The following is a 19,835-nucleotide window of genomic DNA, read 5'->3' as shown; positions in this document are numbered from 1 at the left end:
TACGGCTCGATCAACACCCACTCCGCATCCGTCAATTGCGCTCGCGTCACGTAACACGGTCTACCGGATCAGGACCCGCCGCGAGGGTGAATCGCGCAGATTGATCACGACCGAATACGTGCCCTAGCGCCGCCGAAGCCGCCGCCGCCCACCGGGGCAGTCGCCGTGGGCGGCGACCAGCTATCGAGCCCGATGCCAGCCGAGGTGGGCAGCTGGCCGCCTGACTTCAGAAGCGGGTCTGTCGGCGCGCACTTGATCGACGGAATGAAGTGTCAAGTGCAAACGTCTTAGCCAGAATCGGCGATCACAATGGGCAACCATCAATCCCATTTTGGCGATAGCCATATCGGGCATACAGGAAGGATGCACACATACGGTCACCAGTGCACAGCGCCGAGCAGCATCAGGCCTCGGCGAAGGACCGTGAAATCGTGAGACGGATGTGAGAGGCAGGCCCCGGAGAACGCCGAAGGCCGCTTCCTCACGAAGGAGAAAACGGCCTCTGACCTGCGACAATGGAGTTGAACTCCAGTCGGGACGACAGGATTTGAACCTGCGACCCCTTGACCCCCAGTCAAGTGCGCTACCAAGCTGCGCCACGTCCCGTGGTCTCGGTGCCGGGCAGCGGGGCCTGGGGGGCTCTGCTGTTCGACTTCTCGACCTTGTCTCCGGTTGTCCCGGCGACGTGGAAAACAATACAGCACGTGGAGGGGTGCTCGCTGCAAGGTTTCGAGGGGGTGGGTCAGGGGGTGGGGTGGCGGGCGTCGTAGGCGAGGAAGGCGGGGCGGCGGGCGGCGAGGAGGAGGACGGCGGCGATGCAGGCGAGTCCGCCGGTGATCACGGAGGTGGCGGGGCTGGTGAGGGAGGCGACGGTGCCGGATTCGAAGTCGCCGAGGCGGGGGCCGCCGACGACGACCACCATGAAGATCCCCTGGAGGCGTCCGCGCATCTCGTCGGGGGCGGCGACCTGCATCATCGTGCTGCGGAAGATCATGCTGACGGTGTCGGCGCAGCCGGCGAGGGCGAGCAGGAGGAGGCCGAGCCAGAGGTTGCGGACGAGGCCGAAGGCGGCGATGGCGAGGCCCCAGGCGGCGACGGCCGCGAGGATGACGGCGCCCTGGCGGTGGATGCGGCCGACCCAGCCGGAGAAGAGGGCGCCGACGAGGGCGCCGACGGCGGGGGCGGAGACCAGGAGGCCGACGGTGCGGGCGTCGCCGCCGTAGAAGGTGACCGCGATGGCGGGGAAGAGGGCGCGCGGCAGGCCGAAGATCATCGCGGCGAGGTCGGCGAGGAAGCTGGTGCGCAGGTTGGGCTGTTCGCGGAGGAAGCGGAGGCCGTCGAGGACGGAGGCGCGGCTCTTGCCCTCGCCGAGCGGGCGCATGGCGGGCAGGCGCCACATGGCGTAGAGGGTGCCGGTGAACGCGACGGTGTCGACCAGGTAGGCCGCCTGGGCTCCGTAGGCGCCGATGAGGAGGCCGCCGAGCATGGGGCCGACGGTGAGGCCGAGGTTCATGCTGACAGTGGCCAGGGCGTTGGCCGCCGGGAGCTGGTGGGCGGGGACGAGGCGCGGGATCATCGCGGAGCGGGCGGGCGAGCTGAGCGCGAAGAAGCCGGCCTGGAGGGCGACGGCGGCGTAGAGGACGGCGACCTGGCCGAGGCCGGCCAGGGCCTGGACGGCGAGGAGGGCGGAGACGGTGGCCAGGCCGGCGGAGCCGATCAGGCCGAGCTTGCGCCGGTCGACGCGGTCGGCGATCACCCCGCCGTAGAGGCCGAGGGCGACGAGCGGGACGAGCGAGAAGAGGCCGACCAGGCCGGTCGCGAAGGCGGACCCGGTGAGGTCGTAGACCTGGACGGAGACGGCGACGGCCGTCATCTGCTGGCCTATGGAGGAGACGGCCTGGCCGGACCAGACGCGGCGGTAGTCGGGGTTGTCGCGCAGGGGACTGAGGTCGGCGAGGGCCCGCCGGCACCAGGGAGCGGACGACGGAGCAGGCTCAGCGGACGACGAACCGGGCCTGGCGGACGACGGAGCAGGCTCGGCAGGCGACGAAACCGGCCCAGTGGACGACGAAGCGGGCTCGGCGGGCGACGGGGCGTCTGCCTCGGAAGGATGATGATCGGTCGACACAGCCCCCTATGCTCCGCCCCGCCGCCCGCACAGTCGCCACCGGGGCCCGGACAAGCAGCAGAACAGGCCACCTACCGGGTCAGGACCTGCTTCTCCCCCGCCTCCACCGCGAAGTCCAGCCGGTTCCCGGGCGGCGGGAACGGGCAGATGAAGTGGTCCGCGAAGGCGCACGGCGGCAGGTAGGCCCGGTTGAGGTCGAGCACGGTGTGGCCGTCCGCGTCCGGCGCGGGGAGGGTGATGAAGCGGAAGCGGTAGGTGTCGATCCCGCTTGTCGCGTCGGCGATGACCCCGCTGAGGCGGTTGCCGGCGCGGCTGACCGTCATTGTGCGGTGCTCGCCGGCCACGGTGAACTCGATCTGCCCGGTGACGGCCAGCGGTCGCTCCTTGCCGTCCGCGTTCGGGACGACGACGGACCGGTCGTCGTCCTCCTCGAACGGGGTGAAGACGGCGGGGACGGCCCACTCCGGCGAGTAGGGGTAGGCGGAGATGCCGGCGAAGGAGGCCCGGCGGGGCGCGGCCGGGTCGAAGACCCGCAGGGCCAGCTCGCCCTCGCGCTCGATCGGGACGAGCCGCAGGTCGCCGAGGGCGGCGGTGTCGGCCGCCGGGTCGGTGTCGGGGCGCAGCAGGACCTCGCCGTCGACGGGGCCGGCGGCGCCGCGGACGGTGATGCCGTCGGCCGCCGCCGCACGGACCCGGACGCCCTCGGCGTCGGCGTCGGCCCACCAGCGCCCGGGCAGGCCGGGGATCTCGACGGGCTCGGGCTCCAGCCAGTGCGTGCCGGTGAGTGCGAGCTGGCCGTGCGGCGCGCTCACCGACGCCGCCCGGTTGTCGCTCCAGTGCTTCCAGTCCTCCGCGGCCGTCGCCGTCATCGGCAGACCCTCCCACTCCGGTCCGCGACCCGTCGCCCGGGCCGCCTCATCTCCGTCGACATGTCCGTCACCATCTCCGTCGACATGCCCATCACCATCTCGGTCGACATATCAGCCAACACGCCGGTCGACATGCCGTCGACCACCACAACACCGGCCACCCGGCCGGATCATTCCCGCCGACGCCGACCCGCACCGCAACCGCAACACGGCGGCAACAGCACACAACCTCAGCCCTTCAGCGGCCGGAACAGACCCTCCTGCACCACCGACACCACCAGCTGCCCGTTCCGGTCGAAGATCTGCCCGCGCGCAAGCCCGCGCGCGCCGTGGGCTATCGGGGACTCCTGCTGGTAGAGCAGCCATTCGTCGGTCCGGAACGGCTGGTGGAACCACATCGCGTGGTCCAGCGAGGCCATGTCGAAGTGCCGGGTGCCCCAGAGCGGCTCGACGGGGGCGCGGACGGCGTCCAACAGCGTCATGTCGCTCGCATAGGTGAGGGCGCATACGTGGATCAGTGGGTTGTCGGGCAGGGGGCCGTTGGTACGCAGCCAGACGCCGCTGCGCGCCTCGACGCCGGCCAGCTCCTCCTTCGTCCAGCGCAGCCGGTCGACGTAGCGGATGTCGAACGGCTGGCGGCGGCTGATGAACGGGGGGAGCTCGCCGAGCCGGGATCCGACCTCCTCCAGTGCGCTGGGCAGCTCCTCGGGGGCGGGGACCTGCGGCATCGGGTACTGGTGCTCGATGCCGCCCTCCTCGGGGACGTGGAAGTCGGCGGTGAGGGCGAAGATCGACCGGCCGCCCTGGATGGCGAGCACCCGTCTGGTGGTGAAGGAGCGGCCGTCGCGGATCCGGTCGACCTGGTAGACGATCGGCAAGCCGGGCACCCCGGGGCGCAGGAAGTAGGCGTGCAGCGAGTGGACGGGGCGGTCGCCGTCCACCGTGCGCCCCGCCGCGACCAGCGCCTGCCCGGCGACCTGGCCGCCGAACGTCCGCTGCAGCGCTTCCTCCGGACTGCGGCCGCGGAAGATGTTCAGCTCGATCTGCTCAAGGTCGAGCAGATCGACGAGGTCGTCGACGGGGGTACCCATGGGTGCGCTTCCTCTCCGGGCCCGCGGCCCGGGCGGAGGTCTTCCGTCCGGCTGCCGGCGCCCGTTCTATCGAATTCTCCAGCCCACTCGAATTCTCCAGCGACCCGGGGAATTCCCGCACAGCGGGGTCGAGCCCCCGATTCACTCGAACGAGTGCCCGAACGCCAGCTCCAGACCCGAGCCGGACACCCGCCCCCGTCCCGAGCTACTCCCCCACCAGCCCCGACTGCCGCACGGTGATGTTGAGCCGCCCCACCAGCCCCAGCGCCGGGTCCGCCGTCCCGGCCAGCGTCCGCACCACGCCGTGGTACGCGAACCGGGCCGGGCCGCCGAACACCAGCAGGTCGCCGCTGCGCAGCTCCAGGTCGGTCCACGGACGGGTGCGGGTCTCGGTGTTCCCGAGCCGGAAGACGCAGGTGTCGCCGAGCGAGAGCGAGACGACCGGCGCGTCCGTCCGCTCGTCGCGGTCCTGGTGGAGGCCCATCTTGGCGCCGTGCGGGTAGTGGTTGACGATCGCGATGTCCGGCTCGTACGCCGCGGCGCCCGCGACCCCCGCGACACGCTCCCCGTACGCGTCCGACACGGCGCGACGGGCAAGGCGGCCGAGCTCCGCCGGGAACGGTTTGACGGGGGTCCCGTCGTCAGCCAGGCGCCTGTACCCGTAGGGAAACCAGTTCCAGCCCAGGCTCACCATGCGAACGGACATCATCCCGCCGGTCGGCATCCGGACGGTGTGCATCCCGGCGGGCGGGCGGGCCCACTCGCGGCAGGCGGCGACGAGGCGCAGTTGGGCGTCGGCGTCCAGCCAGCCGGGGAGGAGGACGGCGCCGGGCGCGGGTTCGGAGCGCTCGCGCGCGGCGGAGGCCCCCGACGGGTCACCGAACAGCTCACCCTGGATCACGCCACCATCCTCCCGCACCATCGAATCCAGGGCCCGAGCCACCCGGAATCCGCCTCACCCGGGATCCGCCTCACCCGGGATCCGGAGCCCCACCGATCAGCCCCAGCTCCCGCGCGCAGGCCGGACACGCCGGACACGCCGACGGCCGCTCCCCCGCACAGCGGAGAAGCGGCCGTACCGGCCAGAAGAGCAGCCCTCAGGTGCTCAGACCTCAGATGCTCAGGGTCTGGCCCGGGAAGATCAGGTCCGGGTTGCCACCGACGACCTTGGCGTTGTTCTTGTACAGGCCGTGCCAGTCGAGGCCCTGCGCGGCAGCGATCGCGCTCAGCGTGTCACCGGACTTGACGGTGTAGCTGCCCTTGGCCGGCTTGGCGCCGTTCGAACCGGTCCAGGACTGCGCGCCCTCACCGGACTTGGCGACGTCGTTCTTCGGCGCAGCGTCAGCCTTCGGAGCCTGCGCCGGCTTGGCGGCCGGAGCAGCCGGCTTCGCGACCGGAGCCGCGGGCTTGGCCGCCGGAGCAGCAGGCTTCGCAGCCGGAGCGGCCGGCTTGGCCGCGGCCGAGCCCGAACCCGCCGAGGTGTCAACGGCGGCCGGGGCGCCGCCCTTGGTCAGGCCGGCCTTGACGGAGCAGACAGGCCAGGCGCCCGCGCCCTGCGAGGCGAGGACCTTCTCGGCGACGGCGATCTGCTGCCCCTTGGTGGCCTGGTTGGCCTGCGCGGCGTAGGCGGTGCCACCGTAGGCGGCCCAGGTGCTGGAGGTGAACTGCAGCCCGCCGTAGAAGCCGTTGCCGGTGTTGATGGCCCAGTTGCCGCCGCTCTCGCACTGGGCGACGGCGTCCCAGGTGGAGACGGGGGCGGCGGAGGCCGAGGTGGCCGTGACGAGGCCGGCCACCGGCAGGGCCGCGACAGCGGCGCCCGCCACGACAGCCATCCGGACGCGGTTGCGCTTGGTGGCGGTGGAGGTGGTGGCAGCGGCGGTCTCGTTACGGAAGGTCATGAGGTTCCTCTCGACAGCCCCGGGCGGGCATGCGGAACCAGGCCCTGGAGAGGGCCGCGTTTCGCTTGCCGCGTCCTTCGGGCGGCCGAGCACGTGTCGGACGTGCCGCTGCCGCCCCGGCCACCCAGCCGCTCGCCGGCGACCTGTTCGAGCGATCGCGTCGGCGGGCACGTGCCGTAGCCGGTGCGAACCGGCGGGCTGTGCGTCGGGGGTGAACCCGGGTGGCGCTCGTTGCGCCGTCCAAGAAGCTACGAGCCGGCCGGCGGGGGAACCAAAACTCCAGCGGTCTGCCCAGCTCACGCAAGGGTTACCAGCGGTAACGACCGCACAATCGCGCCCGAATTGTCCGATTTAGTCGCCAATTCCAAGATCAAACATCCGGGCGCCGTGACTCACCTCACGGTTTCATTCCGGCAGGCCTGCCCTCGACATCGACACATTGCGACCACGAGAACACGCGGCGCGGTCGGATCCGGGGCAATTCCCGTCAGCCTCGACGCGCACCCGTGACGCCTGACACAGGGGTCCGTTGGTTATGGCGACCTCCCCGTATCCGCACCCACACCCACCCGAGGAGCCCCTGTGCCGCGCATGCTCGATGTCAGCGACGAGGTCCGGTCCGAGATCGGCGACGATGAGGCCGACCGCCTCCTCGGCGGCGACCGCGCACCCGACAGCTACGAGTGCACGTCCTGCCGCACCCCCGGCGACACGCACGCGGACCCCACCAGCACCGTGCTGTTCGTCGGCGACGAGACCGCGGTCCTCGCCTTCGCGCACGCCCGCTGCATCCCGTCCCAGGTGGTGCCGGTGTCCGAGGAGCAACTGGTCGGCGCGGTCCGCAGCATCAGCCAGTCCCGGACCGACGCCCCGGCCTTCCCCGCCACCCCGGCCGCAGAAGCCTCCGCCCTGGCGACCCCCGGCCTGACGGCCGCGAACCTGACGCCCCCCAATCTGACGACCCCCAGCCCGGCAGCCCCCGGCCTGCCGTCCCCCACCTTGACCGACCCCGCCGGCGCCGCCGGCCGGCCCATCGCCCCGGGCCAGGCCGCCGTCCTCGGCATCACCTGCGGGCTGGTCCTGCACGGCAAGGTCGGGCACGCGTCCCTCGTGGTCGAGCCGACCGGCCCGGTCGGCCGCCCGGGCAACACCTCGGGCGATGACGAGTTCCTCGACCTGCTCCAGGACGCCGGTTTCCAGCCCGTCGCCGACCTCAACGAGACGCCGGGCCAGCTGGCCGGGTGGTCGGTCCTGGTCGCGATGGGCAAGCTGCACGCGATCCTGCAGCCCGCGGCGGCCGGCGGCAGCACCGGCTGGTGGCAGGCGCACCAGCCGCTCCAGGTCACCGACGCCTGGCGGATGGCAGCGAGCCAGCTCTCCGAGGTGACCATGTACGCCGTCCCGGCCGGCATGGTCGGCCGCCAGCCCCGCGAGGACCTGCTCCGCCAGGCGCTGGAGCGCGCGGTGGCGCTGGGCCAGGTGGTCGCGGCCTCCCTCCCGCTCGCCGGCACCTGATCCGGCGGCCCGACGGCCGGAAGGCAGGCCTCCGATCGGCATAGGCCACCTTCCGGCCGGGCCCCGGCACCCCGCATCCCCGGGGCCGCTCGCTCGTTGCCCCCTATGTGTACAGCTACGACGTCTCCGCATCCCCCGGCCGGTCCGCCACCGTCCCCCGCTCGATCCCGGGCATGCGCCCGTCGTACGACGCGGAGCACCCGCACTCGACGACGCCGATCTACGACGAGCTGTACTCCGAGTACCGGCGGCTGTTCCGCGCCCTGCCGGGCGACCGCTCGGGCGAGGAGGACCTGAAGTTCACCGGATTCGCGATCCGCGACGGCTACCCGGTGTTCCCCGACCCCCGCTCGTACCCGCCGCAGCAGCAGGCCTTCCACACGTACGGGGGGCAGACGCCCGGCCTGCCGCAGTTCGTACCACCCCAGCAGGCCCACCAGACCCCGCAGGCCCACCAGACGCACCCGTCCCCACCGCACCCCCAGCCCCAGCCCGCCGACCCGACCAGCTACGGCCAGGCCACGCACCACAGCACCTCCGCCCACAACAGCACCGCCACCCACCACCCCCACAGCGGCCACCAGAACTCCCAGAGCGCCCAACACGCCCCGCCCGCTCCCCAGTTCGCCAACGGCCAGGGCTGGGTGGCCGCCGGCTACCTCGGCCCGATCCCGCACCCGATGCCCGCGCCGCCCCCGGCCCCCGCCCCGGTGATGGGCACCGCCCCCGGCGGGCGCCACCGCCAGATGCTGTCCCTCCCCCCGGGCCGCAACGGCGACCACCACTGAACCGCCCGCAAACCGAAGCGCCCGCAAACGACCGAGGGCCCCGCCGCCAAAGCGACAGGGCCCTCACGCACGTCCTACTACTACTTCTTCTTGCGCTTCTCCCGCACCCGCACCGAGATCGAGATCGGCGTCCCCACGAAGCCGAACTCCTCGCGCAGCCGGCGCTCGATGAAGCGCCGGTACCCGGCCTCCAGGAAGCCCGAGGCGAACAGCACGAACCGCGGCGGACGGGTGCCCGCCTGGGTGCCGAACAGGACGCGCGGCTGCTTGCCACCGCGGATCGGGTGCGGGTGGGCGGCCACCAGCTCGCCGAGGAAGGCGTTCAGGCGGGCGGTCGGGATGCGGGTCTCCCAGCCCTCCAGCGCGGTCTCGATCGCCGGGACGAGCTTCTCCATGTGCCGGCCGGTCTTCGCCGAGACGTTGACCCGGGGGGCCCACTGCACCTGGACGAGGTCGCGCTCGATCTCGCGCTCCAGGTAGTAGCGGCGCTCCTCGTCCAGCTGGTCCCACTTGTTGTAGGCGATGACGACGGCGCGCCCGGCCTCGACGGCCATCGAGATGATCCGGGTGTCCTGCTCGGCCAGGGTCTCGCTGGCGTCGATCAGGACGACCGCGACCTCGGCCTTCTCCAGCGCGGAGGAGGTGCGCAGCGAGGCGTAGAAGTCGGCGCCGGCGGTCAGGTGGACCCGGCGGCGGATACCGGCGGTGTCGACGAACTTCCAGGTCTTGCCGCCGAGTTCGATCATCTCGTCGACCGGGTCACGGGTGGTGCCGGCCAGCTCGTTGACGACCACCCGCTCCTCGCCGGCGACCTTGTTCAGCAGGCTGGACTTGCCGACGTTCGGGCGGCCGATCAGCGCGATCCGGCGCGGGCCGCCGGGGGCGGCGTCGCCGAAGGTCTGCGGCGGGGCCTCCGGCAGGGCGTCCATGACGGCGTCGAGCAGGTCGCCCGAGCCGCGGCCGTGCAGGGCGGAGACGGGGTACGGCTCGCCGAGGCCGAGCGACCACAGGTAGGCGGCTTCGGCCTCGGTGGACGGGCCGTCGACCTTGTTGGCGCACAGCACGGTCGGCTTGCCGGCCCGCCGGATGATCTTGATCAGGGCCTCGTCGGTGTCGGTGGCGCCGACCTTGGCGTCCACGACGAACAGCACCGCGTCGGCCTGCTCGATGCCCAGCTCGGCCTGGGCGGCCACCATCGCGTCGATGCCGAGGACGTCGATCTCCCAGCCGCCGGTGTCGACGACCTTGAAGCGACGGCCGTTCCAGCTGGCCTCGTACGTGACGCGGTCGCGGGTGACGCCCGGCTTGTCCTCGACGACGGCCTCGCGGCGGCCGATGATGCGGTTCACCAGAGTCGACTTGCCGACGTTCGGGCGGCCGACGACGGCCAGCACCGGCAGCCGGACGTGCGCGGCACCGTCGATGCCGTCCATGTCGTCGAAGTCGAAGCCCTCTTCGGCGGCGAGCGCCATGAACTCGGCGTAGTCGGCGGCGTCCAGCTCACCGGGGCCGGTGGCGGAGTGCTCTGCGGTCATGTTCGTCTGTTCCGTTTCCCGGCCCGGCCCTTCCCAGGGGCGCGCCGTGCGTACCTGCCCCGCTCGGGGCAGCGCGAGTACTGCTCCTGCGGCGCCTCGGTGGCACCGCAGCTCATAAGATCACCAGCCCGGCGTGACAGGCACACCGTCGGTCATCGCGATCACACTGCCGTCATCACACCGCCGACAGCCCGGCCCGCTCCTCCACCAGCGCGACGATCCGGTCGATCACCTGCTCCAGGGTGAGCTCGCTGGTGTCCACCAGGACCGCGTCGGCGGCCTGGGTCAGCGGCGCCGTCGCCCGGGAGGAGTCGGCGGCGTCCCGGCGGGCGAGGTCGGCGGCCATCGCGGTGATGGTCGCCTCGTCGACGCCCTTGGCCCGCAGCTCGGCCGCCCGGCGCTCGGCCCGGGCCGCCTCGGAGGCGGTCAGGAAGATCTTGACCGTGGCATCCGGGAACACCACGCTCCCCATGTCCCGGCCCTCCGCGACGATGCCGCGCTCGGCGACCTCGGCGCAGCCGCGCTGCAGCTCGACCAGCCGGGCCCGCACCGCCGGCACCGCGGCCACGGCACTGACCTGCGCCGTCACCTCGGGACCGCGGATCGGCCCGGAGACGTCCTGCCCGTCCACCGTGATGGTGGGGCCGTCGGCGTCCGTCCCCGACACGATCACCGGCTTGCCGCACGCGACGGCCACCGCCTCCGCGTCGTCGACGTCCACGTCGTTGGCGAGCATCCACCAGGTCATCGCCCGGTACATGGCGCCGGTGTCCAGAAAGCTCAGCCCCAACCGGGCGGCGACGGCCCGCGACACGGTCGACTTGCCGGAGCCGGAGGGTCCGTCGATGGCGACGACGACCGGGGCGTGCGCTCGGTCGGCAGTATCCACGGGGCGAACCTCTCTCTAAACACGGAACCCGGAGCCTGAGCAGGCACACGACCGGGGATTGTCTCCCTCAAGGTTAATGGACCGCCGCCACACCCCGACCCCGTCCGCCCCAGGCCCCCGCCCCCACCCGCCTCAGGCCCCCGGAGCCGGGTCCAGAGCCGGGTCCGGCGCCGCCCGCAGGATCTCGACGACCGCGTTCCCCAGCCTCGGCCGCACGTACTCGCCGTCCCGCTCGATGCCGAGCACCCCACCCACGAAGGCCATCTTGAACATCCCGTCCAGCCGCTGCCAGTCGAACGGCACCTTCGAGACGTGCGCCGGGAAGGCGTTCTCCGTGAAGCGCGTGTGCCGCTCCCGCCAGCGGAAGTCCGTACGCGCCACGGGCCCCGACGGCGACTGCGTGTGCGCGAAGAACGCCGTGATCCAGCCGGAGACATAGTCCCCGCCGGACGTCGACTCCCACTTGTACAGCGAGCGCCAGAACTCCTCGTCCACCGGCCAGCCCGCCGCCGTCCGCGCCACCGTGCGCAGCACCGGCCGCAGCTCCGCGAACCAGGGCCCGAGCGGCTCGAACCACCCCGCCAGCTCCTCCACCCGCGCCGCCAGCAGCGCCCAGTCGTCCGCCGTCCCCTCCAGCCGGACGCGCGGAATCCCGCACAGCGAGATCCACAGGAAGTCGTAGTACGGGCTGACCACGTCCATGAGCGCCACCAGCGCCGAGGACACATCGTCCGGCGTGGTCGTCGAGAAGGAAGGCTGGAACAGCTCCACCAGCTCCGCCCCGACCGCCTCCGCCAGCGGCTCCCGCACCAGCCGGATCGACCGCGCCCAGTCCGGCTCCGGACCGAGCAGGCTGTCGTCCCGAACCTCGATCGTCTGGCGCTCCCCCGGCGTCCCCCCGAACACCCCCGCGTACAGATCCGCATTCAGCCGCACATGGACAGCCACCTCGTGCACCACCGCGTACCAGAGCACGTCCGGCGACAGGCTCAGCGGCAGGTGTCCGCAGAACGCCTGGTGGACGGCCCGCAGCAGCAGGCTCCAGGTCGGCTCCGCCTCCCCCTCCCGCCGCCGCTCCCCAGGCGCTGCAAGCAGCGAAGCCGCACTCCGATGGTGGAGGCGAAACTCCCCACCCACCACGGCGGCCAGGAACGCGTCGTTCCCGACAACGTCCAACTCCCCCACATCGCCGGGCTTTTGCTCATCCCCGAGCGGTATATCGACAATCATCCCGATCCCCCCACCCACAGCAACGGTCCCCGAACCGACACTCAGTCCCGAACGCTCCACCCACTCGCCCGCAGCGCCGCCGTCAGCGGCTTCACCGCCCCGGGCGCGACGGACAGCTGGACGAAGCCGACCTGCTGGCCGGTCGAGTGCTCGATGACGACGTCCTCGATGTTGACCCCGGCCGCGCCGACCTCGCCGAACAGCCGGCCCAGCTCGCCTGGCTGGTCGCCGAGCACGACCGCCACCGTCTCGTACCGGGTGGGCGGCGCGCCGTGCTTGCCGGGGATCCGGGCCTGCCCGGTGTTCCCGCGCCGCATGACGGCCTCGATACCGGCCGCGCCGGCCCGGCGCTCGCCCTCCTCGGCGGCTTCGAGGGCGCGCAGCGCGGTGACGGTCTCACTCAGGTCGGTGGCGACCTCCTCCAGGATGTCGGCGACCGCGCCCGCGTTGGCGGAGAGGATGTCGACCCACATGCCGGGGTTGGAGGCGGCGATCCGGGTGACGTCGCGGACACCCTGCCCGGAGAGCCTTATCGCCGTCTCGTCCGCGTGCTCCAGCCTCGCCGCGACCAGCGAGGACACCAGCTGCGGGGCGTGCGACACCAGCGCCACCGCCTGGTCGTGCGCGGCGGCGTCCATGACGATCGGCATCGCCCCGCACAGCGCGACCAGCTCCAGCGCGGCGTTGAGCGTCTCGGTGTCGGTGTCGGCGGTGGGAGTGAGCACCCAGGGGCGGCCCTCGAACAGGTCGGCGCGGGCGGCCAGCGGGCCGGAGCGCTCGCGGCCGGCCATCGGGTGGCTGCCGATGTAGTGGACGGTGTCGCAGCCGAGCGCGGTGATCTCGGTGCGCGGTCCGGCCTTGACGCTGGCGACGTCGGTGTACCAGCGGGCCAGGTTGCGGCGCTGGCAGTCGGCGAGCACCTTGCCGACGAGGGCCGGCGGGACGGCGATGATCGCCAGGTCCACGGGGCCGTCGGCCGGTTCGGTGGTGCCCGCGCCGAGCGAGGCGGCCGTGCGGGCGGCGTCCGGGTCGGCGTCCTCCAGGTGGACGGTCAGCCCGCGGCCGGTCAGGGCGAGCGCGGCGGAGGTGCCGATCAGTCCGGTGCCGACGACGGCGGCAGTGCGCATGGCGGGTCGCTCTCCTTCACGGGACTGGCCGGCGGCTCGCGGCCGGGCCGGGACATGCTCGCCCCATCCTCTCGCATCCGCCCCACCGACGCGGCCACCGCCCGCCCTCCACCGACACGGCCACCGCCCACCGGCTCGGCAACCACCAAGGCCCCACCTCCGTCCCACACAGTGCACACGCCGCGCGGAGGCAAAGCGGGCGAAATCCGAAGACGTCCACGCCGGGGCGCGGCAGACTGGCCGCCCGAGGTCAGCCCGGACGGCGGCCCAGTGACAGCACAGATGACGGCACGGGCGGCAGGACGCGAACGAAGGGGTTGCGCATGGACGATCAGCACAGCAGCGGAACCGGGCAGCCGAAACCACCGGCCGTACCGGCCCACCCGTCGGTCCTCGACTCCGTCGTGGTCTACGCGGAGGGCGCGGTCTGCCGCAGGCGGGCCTCCGTGCCCGTCCCGCCCGGCGGCCGGCTGCGGCTGACCGGGCTACCGCCGTCGCTGGACGGCCGCTCGCTGCGCGCCCGGGTGCTCGGCGGACCGGCCGGCACCGCCGTGACCGAGGCCCGCGTGGAGCAGCTCGCCGAGATCCGCGAGACCGACGAACTCCCGGAGCTCCGGCGCGAGTTGGACGAGGCAAGGGAGCGCGAGAGCGCCCTGCGCGAGCGCCACCGACTGCTCCTCACCGCCATCTCCGAGACGACCGGCCTGCGCGCCGTGCCGCCGCAGAGGAAGCGCGACGAACCGCTCCGCCGCACGCCCGCCGACGCCTGGCTGGAGCTGGCCGACTTCGTCGACGAGCGGCTGGCCGGGCTCCAGCAGCGTGCCGAGGAACTCACCCGGGAGATCGAACGCGCCCAGCACGAGACCGAGTTGCTCGCCGACCGGCTCCGGCGCTCCTCCACCGCGGGACCGAGCCACCCCGTGGAGACCGCCACGACCGTCCTCCTCACCCTCACCACCGCCACACGAAGCACCGCCCCACGGAGCGACACCGAGCCGGACGGCGCCGCCCCCACCCACCTCGACCTGGAGCTGGAGTACGGCGTCGCCGCCGCCCGCTGGGTGCCCGCCTACCGCCTGTCCTACCGGCAGGGCGCCGACACCGGCCGGCTCGTCCTGCGCGCCTCCGTCGCCCAGCAGACCGGCGAGGACTGGACGAGCGTCCGCCTCGCCCTCTCCACCGCCGACCTCGACCGCCGCACCGACCTGCCGAAGCTGCGGTCGCTGCGGATCGGCCGCAGCCAGCCCGCCCCGCCGCCGTCCGGCTGGCGCGAGCCCCCGGCCGGCCTGTCCGACCTGTTCACCGGCTACGACGCGGCCGACAGCCTCCCCGGGAAGCCCGCGCCCCGCCCCCGTCCGCTCGCCGTGTCGGCGGCGGCCCCGGCCCCAGCGCCGCCCCCGAGCGCCCCGTTCCCGAGCGCCCCCCGGATCAGCGGCTACGGCGGCGCCCGCCCCACCGGCCCCCGCCCCGGCGGGGCACCCGCCGGCCCCGCCGCCCCGCAGGCCGTCTCACCGTTCGCCGCCTACGCTCCCCGCGGCGGCACCCTGGACGCCACCGACGCCGCCGACGGCGAGTTCCCGCTCCCCGCACCCCTGCCCCCGCCCGCCCCCGGCATCGCCGGCTACGGCGCCGCGCCCGGCGCCCCCGGAGCCGTCCCCGCCCCGGTCCCGCAAGCCCCGCAGGCCCAGCCGCAGGACGAAATGCGACGCGCCCGCCGCTCCAGCGCAAGCCGGCGCCGCCAGGCCGCCCCCGAAGCCGGCTACGGCACCACCTCAGCCGGCAGCACCGGATTCGCCCCCGACGCCACCCTGCTCGACTACCCCGACCTCGTCCTCGCCGGCCCCGACGAACCCGCCGCCCGCCGAGGCACCCTCCACCCGCTCGACGCCCGGATCACCCGCGACGAGTTCGGGAGCGTGGCCCCGGGCGGCGCCGGCGGCGAGCGCGTGCGCCACCTCAGCCTCCCCCACCACGCCGTCCCGCCCCGCGTCTCGGCCGGCTCCTTCGACCACCGCTTCGACGCCACCGCCCCCGCCGACATCCCGTCCGACGGCACCTGGCACACGGTCACGGTGGACGAGATCCCGGTCTCCGTCCGCCCGGAGTACGTCACCGTCCCCGCCGTCGAGGAGAAGGTGTACGCGACGCTGGTGCTCGCCAACCGCACCGACCGCGCCGTCCTGGCCGGCCCGGTCGAGGTCACCGTGGACGACGAGTTCCTGCTCACCGCCGCCCTGCCCACCCTCGCGCCGGGCGGCATGCGGCGCCTGGGCATCGGCGTCACCGAGAGCATCGAGGTGGCGCGCCGCACCGAGCTGCACGAGTCCACCGCGGGCAAGCTGAGCGTGCTCAACAACAGCACCGTGCTCGACCACCGCGTGCACATCGAGCTGGCGAACCGGCTCGGCCGCGCCGTCACCGTGGAGGTCCGCGAGCGCGTACCGGTCACCTCCGACGCCGAGATCCGGATCGAGGAGCGGGCCGACTGGCACGCCCCGACGGTCCCCTCGCCGGAGTGTCCGCCCAGCACCCGGCTCTGGCGGGTCGAACTGCCGCCGGGCGGACGCGCCGAGCTGGACGGCGGCTACCAGATCAAGATCCCGGCCGGAAAGGCCATTGTCGGCGGAACCCGGAGGAACTGAGCCATGACCGGAGCCACCACTCCCCTCCCGGAAAACCCCCTCCCGGGGAACCCTCTCCGGGGAATCCCCCTCCCCGTCGCCGCCGTCACCTGCCTGGAGGACCGCAGCCAGGTCGAGCGCACGGCGACCGTCGAACTCACCGCCGGCATCCAGCGCCTGCGCCTCGGCCCGATCACCGCGCTCGCCGTCGACCGCACCCTGCGCGCCGAGACCACCGCCCCCGGCACCCGCGTCCTGGACGCCCGGTTGGTCCGCACCTGGACCCCGCGCGCCCCGCTGCCGCCCGGCCCGGACGACTCCGAGCTGCGCCACCGGCTGCACGAGCTGGAGGTCCGGACCCGCCTCACCGACCAGACCCGGGCCCGCCTGGAGGCCCGGCTGGCGCTGCTCGCCCAGCTCTCCGCCGACCTGCTGCGCGAGGTCGGCGAGGGCGCCGGCGTCGGCGAGGTCGAACGCGCCCGCTGGGCCCGCGAGCTGGACCGGGTGGACGCCGAGCGCGAGCGCCACGGCGAGGAGCTGCGCGCCACGCGCTCCCAGCTGCGCCGCCTGGAGGAGGAGCGCTCGCAGGTGCTGACCGCCCTCGACGAGGCCGAGGAGGAGCCGGCCGAGCTGGTCGCCCACCTCGACCTCACCGTCGAGGCGGCCGCGGCGGGTCCGACCGGGCTGACGGTCACCCACCTGGTGCCGTGCGCGCTCTGGCGCCCGTCCTACCGCGCCATCCTGGACGGCTCCGCGGACGGGGCCGGCCTGCGGCTGGAGTCCGAGGCGGTGGTCTGGCAGCGCACCGGCGAGGACTGGACCGGCGCCCGGCTCACCTTCTCCACCGCCCGCTCCGCCCTCGCCACCGACCCGCCCGCGGTCGCCGAGGACGTCCTGATGCTGCGCGACCGCACCACCGAGGAGCGCCGCACCGTCGAGGTCGAGCTGCGCGAGGAGGCGATCAGCACGCTCGGCCCGGCCGCCGCGGTGCCGGGGGTGGACGACGGCGGCGAGGTCCGGGTGCTGCCCGCGCCCGCCCCGGCCACCGTGCCCTCCGACGGCCGGGCGCACCGGGTGCCGCTCGGCGGCTTCACCGTGCCGGCGAGCAGCGAGTACGCCTGCGCGCCGGAGCTGTCCCCGCTGGTCACCCAGGTGGTCCGGTTCCGCAACGCGGCCGGGCACCCGCTGCTGGCCGGGCCGGTCGAGCTGGTCCGCGGCAGCGGCTTCACCGGCCGGGGTGAGCTGCGCTTCACCGCCACCGGCGCCGACGCCGAGCTGGCGTTCGGCAGCTCGGACGGCTACCGGGTGGTCCGCGAGACCGAGGAGCGGCAGGCCACCGCCGGGCTCACCGGCCGCCAGACGACCACCCGGACGGTCCGCCTGCACCTGTCCCGGTTCTCCGGCCCGGAGGAGCGGGACGAGCAGGTCGTCGTGGTGCGCGAGCGGGTGCCGGTCTCCGAGGTGTCGGCGGTGGAGGTGCGGCTGCGCAAGGAGGGGTGCTCCCCCGGGCCGGACGCCTTCGACGCCGAGGGCATCGTCCGCTGGGACGTGCCGCTCGGTCCCGGCGCCCGCCGGACGGTCACGCTGGTGTACGAGATCTCCGCGTCCGCCAAGGTGGCCGGGCTCTGACCCTGACACCCTCTTCCGTGACGGCCGCTCAGAGCCGGATCAGAGCCAGAACGGGTACAACAGGAACATGATCCTCCACCTCGCCCCCCTGGACGACTGGCTGGCCGACCCCGGCCGCCCGTACGCCGCCGCGTCGCTGCTCACCGACGGGTTCATCCACTGCTCGGCGGACGAGCAGACGGCGCTCGCGGTGGCCAACACCTTCTTCGCCGACGCCCGCGATCCGCTGATGGTGCTGCTGATCGACGAAGCGCTGGTGGAGCCGATGGTCAAGTGGGAGGCCCCGCACGGCGCACCGCCGCCCGGGGCCACCCCCGGCGTCCTGTTCCCGCACATCTACGGGCGGCTGAACCGCTCCGCCGTCGTCGGGCTGGAGAAGGTCGAACGGGGCCCGGACGGCCGCTGGTCCACCCTCACCCCCTGGAGCTGACCACCCCGAGGCTCAGCCCGCTCACAGCCACCCCCGCTCCCGGGCCGCCATCCCGGCCTGGAACCGCGTGGTGGCCCCCAGCGCCCGCATCAGGCTCTGCAGCCGGCGCTGGGTGGTCCGGGCGCTCCAGCCGAGCGAGCGGGCGATCGACTCGTCGGTGAGGCCGGCCGCCAGCAGGCCCAGCAGCTTGCGGTGGTCGGCCTCCGGCTCCCGCGCCGCGTCGGCGGCCCCGATCGCGGCCTGGAGCTGGACGGCCCGTTCCCACTCCGCCTCGAACAGCGTGTCCAGCGCCTGCAGCAGCGCCGAGGGGTGGATGACGTACGCGGCGTCGAGGACGCTGTCGCCGACGCTGATCGGGATGATCGCCATCCGGTCGTCCGAGATGATCATCTTCATCGGCAGCGTCGGCCGGACCCGCGCCTCCTCGCCGTCCGCGACACCGACCAGGATGTTCTTCTCCAGCCGCCCGGGCCAGGCCACCGCCTCCCGGTCGTAGATGGTCCGGAGCCGCAGGCCCCCCCGCAGCCGGTCCCGCTGCAACGGGATCGGCGCCACCGGGTCCTGGATGTACGGCGGGCAGTCGAAGCCGCGGACCTGGTACTGACTGGTTTCGGTGATGTGCTCCAGCCGCTGCGCGATTGCCTCGCCGCCGGTCAGCACCTCCACCGAGTGCGCCGGGTCGGTGTACCGCGAGGCCTCTCGGAAGGCGTCCATCAGCCGGTGCATCTCGGCCCGCGCGTGCCGCAGTTCGGACTCGCGGTGGCCGATCAGGGTGCCGATGGCGACGTCGGGGGCGACCGGCAGGTAGCGCTGCCGGTCCACCGGCGCGCGGGTCGCCATGCCCTGCTGGGCGAGCCGGTCGAGCGCGCGCACGCTCTGCTGGAGGGTCAGGCCGCAGCTCTCGGCCAGGTCCTCCGCGGTGGACTGTGGATTGGCCACCAGCGCGGCGTAGACCTGCCCGTCCGGCTCGGCCAGTCCCAGTGCGCTGAGTGGTGCATCGGACACGACGCCGTCTCCCCCTTTTCGCCCCCCACCGGCACGCGTGCTGGCGCAGTCCCGCCACTAGGCGGGGTGGTGGTCCGGTGGCCATCCTCTGCCACGGATCATGACGCTGACAAGGCCGTGACCAGGGGTTGCGTCCCGGCTCACAGTCGGAGCCCGGGAACACGACGGAGGGTCCCCCGCCACCACGGGCGGGGGACCCTCCGGAGAGCTCTCCGCGAACCGTCGGTTACAGACCGACCTCGCGCATCAGCTGCCCGACCTCGGGGTTGGTGAGCCGGCGCAGCCAGCCCGACTTCTGGTCGCCCAGCGCGATCGGGCCGAAGTGGGTGCGCACCAGCTTCTCGACCGGGAAGCCGGCCTCGGCCAGCATCCGGCGGACGATGTGCTTGCGGCCCTCGTGCAGGGTCACCTCGACCAGGTAGTTCTTGCCGACGTTGGAGATGACCTTGAAGCTGTCGGCGCGGGCGTAGCCGTCCTCCAGCTCGATGCCCTGGGCCAGCTGCTTGCCCAGGTCGCGCGGGATCGGGCCCTGGATGGCGGCCAGGTAGGTCTTGGTCACGCCGTACCGGGGGTGGGTGAGGCGGTGGGCCAGCTCGCCGTGGTTGGTGAGCAGGATGATGCCCTCGGTCTCGGTGTCCAGGCGGCCGACGTGGAACAGCCGGGTCTCCCGGTTGGTCACGTAGTCGCCGAGGCACTGGCGGCCGTCCGGGTCCTCCATGGTGGAGACCACGCCGGCCGGCTTGTTGAGCGCGAAGAACAGGTACGACTGGGTGGCGACGGTCAGGCCGTCCACCTTGATCTCGTCGTTCTGCGGGTCGACCCGCTTGCCCTGCTCGGTGACGCGCTTGCCGTTGACCTCGACCCGGCCCTGCTCGATCAGCTCCTCGCAGGCGCGGCGGCTGCCGATGCCGGCCCGGGCCAGCACCTTCTGCAGGCGCTCGCCCTCGGGCTCGCCGAAGGTCTTGGGCAGCTTGACGGCCGGCTTGTCGTGCCGGGCGAGGACGGCGTCCTCGATCTTGGCCTGGAGTTCGCGCGAGCGCTGCGGCTGGCGGCGCGGGGCGCCCCGGGCGACCCCCGCCG

At 73.5% G+C, this 19,835-nt stretch carries 16 protein-coding genes and 1 tRNA gene; 5 read left to right on the top strand and 12 right to left on the bottom strand.

Annotation, left to right across the window (positions count from 1 at the left end; genetic code table 11):
* Positions 1-532: 532 nt before the first annotated feature.
* From KV557_RS39630 to KV557_RS39605, 6 genes are all read right to left on the bottom strand, one after another.
* A tRNA-Pro gene (locus tag KV557_RS39630) sits at positions 533-606 on the bottom strand.
* Positions 607-742: 136 nt separating this feature from the next.
* Positions 743-1,939 carry an MFS transporter gene (locus KV557_RS39625; RefSeq protein ID WP_256178654.1) on the bottom strand — a complete coding sequence of 399 codons (1,197 nt, stop codon included), beginning with the start codon at positions 1,937-1,939 and terminating at the stop codon, positions 743-745.
* Positions 1,940-2,199: 260 nt separating this feature from the next.
* Positions 2,200-2,997: a DUF1684 domain-containing protein gene (locus KV557_RS39620; RefSeq protein ID WP_218206824.1), complete on the bottom strand. Its 798-nt coding sequence runs from the start codon at positions 2,995-2,997 to the stop codon at positions 2,200-2,202.
* A 230-nt stretch (positions 2,998-3,227) separates the two neighbouring features.
* Positions 3,228-4,088, bottom strand: a complete 861-nt coding sequence (locus KV557_RS39615) for an acyl-CoA thioesterase (RefSeq protein WP_218206821.1) — start codon at positions 4,086-4,088, stop codon at positions 3,228-3,230.
* A gap of 205 nt (positions 4,089-4,293) precedes the next feature.
* Positions 4,294-4,986 (bottom strand): alpha-ketoglutarate-dependent dioxygenase AlkB family protein, encoded by a 693-nt coding sequence (locus KV557_RS39610; protein ID WP_374106728.1) that lies wholly within the window; start codon positions 4,984-4,986, stop codon positions 4,294-4,296.
* Between the two features lie 214 nt (positions 4,987-5,200).
* A complete protein-coding gene (locus KV557_RS39605; RefSeq protein ID WP_218206818.1) occupies positions 5,201-5,986 on the bottom strand; it encodes a LysM peptidoglycan-binding domain-containing protein in 786 nt (261 codons plus the stop codon).
* Positions 5,987-6,568: 582 nt separating this feature from the next.
* Here KV557_RS39605 and KV557_RS39600 point away from each other — a divergent pair.
* Complete coding sequence (locus KV557_RS39600) at positions 6,569-7,501, top strand: hypothetical protein (protein ID WP_218206817.1); 933 nt, start codon at positions 6,569-6,571, stop codon at positions 7,499-7,501.
* A 107-nt stretch (positions 7,502-7,608) separates the two neighbouring features.
* Positions 7,609-8,289 carry a hypothetical protein gene (locus tag KV557_RS39595; RefSeq protein ID WP_218206827.1) on the top strand — a complete coding sequence of 227 codons (681 nt, stop codon included), beginning with the start codon at positions 7,609-7,611 and terminating at the stop codon, positions 8,287-8,289.
* A gap of 80 nt (positions 8,290-8,369) precedes the next feature.
* On the opposite strand, the gene der is transcribed toward KV557_RS39595, so the two are convergent.
* The 4 genes from der to KV557_RS39575 form a co-directional block, all read right to left on the bottom strand.
* Positions 8,370-9,824 (bottom strand): ribosome biogenesis GTPase Der, encoded by a 1,455-nt coding sequence (gene der, locus KV557_RS39590; RefSeq protein WP_218206816.1) that lies wholly within the window; start codon positions 9,822-9,824, stop codon positions 8,370-8,372.
* Between the two features lie 175 nt (positions 9,825-9,999).
* On the bottom strand, positions 10,000-10,713 hold the full coding sequence (gene cmk / locus KV557_RS39585) for a (d)CMP kinase (RefSeq protein ID WP_218206815.1): 714 nt from the start codon (positions 10,711-10,713) through the stop codon (positions 10,000-10,002).
* Positions 10,714-10,845: 132 nt separating this feature from the next.
* On the bottom strand, positions 10,846-11,889 hold the full coding sequence (locus tag KV557_RS39580; RefSeq protein WP_305149048.1) for a DUF4419 domain-containing protein: 1,044 nt from the start codon (positions 11,887-11,889) through the stop codon (positions 10,846-10,848).
* Between the two features lie 95 nt (positions 11,890-11,984).
* Positions 11,985-13,070 carry a prephenate dehydrogenase gene (locus tag KV557_RS39575; protein WP_218206812.1) on the bottom strand — a complete coding sequence of 362 codons (1,086 nt, stop codon included), beginning with the start codon at positions 13,068-13,070 and terminating at the stop codon, positions 11,985-11,987.
* Between the two features lie 323 nt (positions 13,071-13,393).
* Here KV557_RS39575 and KV557_RS39570 point away from each other — a divergent pair, with 323 nt between their 5' ends.
* The 3 genes from KV557_RS39570 to KV557_RS39560 all read left to right on the top strand — a co-directional run bounded on the left by KV557_RS39570 (position 13,394) and on the right by KV557_RS39560 (position 17,750).
* Positions 13,394-15,712: a DUF4139 domain-containing protein gene (locus KV557_RS39570; protein ID WP_218206810.1), complete on the top strand. Its 2,319-nt coding sequence runs from the start codon at positions 13,394-13,396 to the stop codon at positions 15,710-15,712.
* A gap of 3 nt (positions 15,713-15,715) precedes the next feature.
* Positions 15,716-17,320, top strand: coding sequence for a mucoidy inhibitor MuiA family protein (locus KV557_RS39565; protein ID WP_218206807.1), 1,605 nt, complete (start codon positions 15,716-15,718; stop codon positions 17,318-17,320).
* Positions 17,321-17,387: 67 nt separating this feature from the next.
* Positions 17,388-17,750: a DUF952 domain-containing protein gene (locus KV557_RS39560; protein WP_218206805.1), complete on the top strand. Its 363-nt coding sequence runs from the start codon at positions 17,388-17,390 to the stop codon at positions 17,748-17,750.
* 21 nt (positions 17,751-17,771) lie between these two features.
* On the opposite strand, the gene KV557_RS39555 is transcribed toward KV557_RS39560, so the two are convergent.
* Positions 17,772-18,755, bottom strand: a complete 984-nt coding sequence (locus KV557_RS39555) for a helix-turn-helix domain-containing protein (protein WP_218206804.1) — start codon at positions 18,753-18,755, stop codon at positions 17,772-17,774.
* Positions 18,756-18,981: 226 nt separating this feature from the next.
* Positions 18,982-19,835 (bottom strand): pseudouridine synthase (locus tag KV557_RS39550; protein ID WP_218206802.1); only part of this gene is annotated, 854 nt, incomplete at its 5' end.

The organism is Kitasatospora aureofaciens (assembly GCF_019192735.1).
GTDB classification, from domain to species: domain Bacteria; phylum Actinomycetota; class Actinomycetes; order Streptomycetales; family Streptomycetaceae; genus Kitasatospora; species Kitasatospora aureofaciens_A.
Note: the sequence above shows the minus strand (reverse complement) of the source record. Positions and strands in the feature narration are given on the sequence as shown.

Bases quoted from the DNA above. Each gene is read 5' to 3' on its own strand.
- KV557_RS39570 (WP_218206810.1), top strand. From the start codon at position 13,394: ATGGACGATCAGCACAGCAGCGGAACCGGGCAGCCGAAACCACCGGCC.
- der (WP_218206816.1), bottom strand. From the start codon at position 9,824: ATGACCGCAGAGCACTCCGCCACCGGCCCCGGTGAGCTGGACGCCGCC.
- KV557_RS39615 (WP_218206821.1), bottom strand. From the start codon at position 4,088: ATGGGTACCCCCGTCGACGACCTCGTCGATCTGCTCGACCTTGAGCAG.
- KV557_RS39560 (WP_218206805.1), top strand. From the start codon at position 17,388: ATGATCCTCCACCTCGCCCCCCTGGACGACTGGCTGGCCGACCCCGGC.
- KV557_RS39565 (WP_218206807.1), top strand. From the start codon at position 15,716: ATGACCGGAGCCACCACTCCCCTCCCGGAAAACCCCCTCCCGGGGAAC.
- KV557_RS39620 (WP_218206824.1), bottom strand. From the start codon at position 2,997: ATGACGGCGACGGCCGCGGAGGACTGGAAGCACTGGAGCGACAACCGG.
- KV557_RS39605 (WP_218206818.1), bottom strand. From the start codon at position 5,986: ATGACCTTCCGTAACGAGACCGCCGCTGCCACCACCTCCACCGCCACC.
- KV557_RS39575 (WP_218206812.1), bottom strand. From the start codon at position 13,070: ATGCGCACTGCCGCCGTCGTCGGCACCGGACTGATCGGCACCTCCGCC.